Raw genomic sequence first — 1,537 nt, 5'->3', positions numbered from 1 at the left:
AGAAAGGCCCGGGCGGCGGCGAGCAGCGCGGGCACGGCGGCGCTCTGCGCCAGCCGCAGCACGTTCGCCTCACCCGCGACGAGCAGCAGGGCCTGCCCCGCCGGCTCGGCCCGCAGGGTGAAATCGGCGGGCAGGCCGGCCAGATCGCCGCTGCCGTCGTCGACGGCGAACAGCATCCGGCCGGGTAGCTCGGCGAGTGTCGGGTCGGCGCACAGCCCGCGGTCGAGCGCGTCGACGAGCGGGGCGATGTCGCGGACGCCCGCGCCGGCGCGCCCGGACAGCGGGGAGCCGACGATGTTGCGGACCCGCTCGTGGGTGGCCGACGGCAACAGCCCGACCGCCGCGGCCCGGGCAGCGAGCACCGCGGCGGCGCCGTCGGCGAGGCCGCGAAGCTGGACGTTCCCGCGGGAGGTCAGCTCCAGGTGGCCGTCGGCGACATCCCGGGCGCATGCGGCGAGTGTCCGCGCCGCGGCGCTGTCGAGGGCTCCGCCGGGGATGCGCAGTCGGGCCAGCGCACCGTCCGCCGCCGGATGGGTCCGCAGCACACCGGGGCACGCGTCGCGGACGCGCTCCCGCGGGCTGGTGGACACCGGCGGAGCATACGTGCCGCACCCGGCACCTGTCGGTTGATCGTCGGTCGTGACGGTATCCGCACACAGTGCTTGACACATCCCGCTCCCGCTCTGCCATCGTGAGGCAGCCACGAGCGGCCCACGGCGAGGAAGTCCGGGAAAGGCAGCACCATGACCCCTGCGTCCGGGACCCCTGCGTCCGTGCCCTCTCCCCCTGCGTCCGTACCCCCTGCGTCCAGCGGGCCGGCCGAACCCACCGCCGGGAGCGAGTTCGACGCCGTCGTGCTGCTGCTGTCGACCTCCGACACCGATCTGCTCTCCGCGCGGGCCAGCGGCGCCCGCTACCGGCTCGGCAACCCGGCCCGCCTCGACGTCACCGACGCCGCCGACCTCGACGCACTGACCGACGGCGTCGACGTGGTCGTCGTGCGCATCCTCGGCGGGCGGCGGATGTGGGAGGAGGGCCTGGCCGCCCTGCTCGCCGGGCCGCGGCCGGTGGTCGTCCTCGGCGGCGAGCGGGCCCCGGACGCGGAACTCATGGCGATCTCCACGGTGCCGGCGGGCATCTGCGCCGAAGCGCACGCCTACCTCGCCGAGGGCGGGCCGGCCAACCTCGGCGAGCTGCACCGCTTCCTCGCCGACACGCTGCTGCTCACCGGCGGCGGGTTCGCCCCGCCGGTGACGACCCCGGCCTGGGGCGTGCTCGACCGGCCCGCCGCCGCCGGTGCGCCAACCCCGGCCGGCCCGGTGATCGGGGTGCTGTACTACCGGGCGCATCACGTCGCCGGCAACACGGCGTTCGTCGAGGAGCTGTGCGCCGCGGTCGAGCGGGCCGGCGGCACGGCGCTGCCGGTGTACTGCGCGTCGCTGCGCACCGCCGAGCCGGAGCTGCTCGCCACCCTCGGCCGGGCCGACGCCCTCGTCGTCACGGTGCTCGCCGCGGGCGGCAGCCAGCCGGCGCGGGC

The 1,537-nt window shown here is 76.9% G+C and carries 1 protein-coding gene and 1 pseudogene; one reads left to right on the top strand and one right to left on the bottom strand.

Annotated features, from left to right (window positions below; genetic code table 11):
• A pseudogene (locus ND748_RS31730) lies at positions 1 to 590 on the bottom strand (nitrite reductase); the annotation flags it as partial.
• A gap of 264 nt (positions 591 to 854) precedes the next feature.
• Between ND748_RS31730 and ND748_RS31725 the strand changes: the two are divergent.
• On the top strand, positions 855 to 1,537 hold a 683-nt coding region (locus ND748_RS31725; RefSeq protein ID WP_374216087.1), incomplete at its 3' end, for a cobaltochelatase subunit CobN.

It is taken from the genome of Frankia sp. AiPs1 (assembly GCF_023716945.1).
GTDB lineage: Bacteria > Actinomycetota > Actinomycetes > Frankiales > Frankiaceae > Frankia.
The sequence above is the reverse complement of the archived record's forward strand: the minus strand, read 5'-3'. Positions and strand labels throughout refer to the sequence as shown.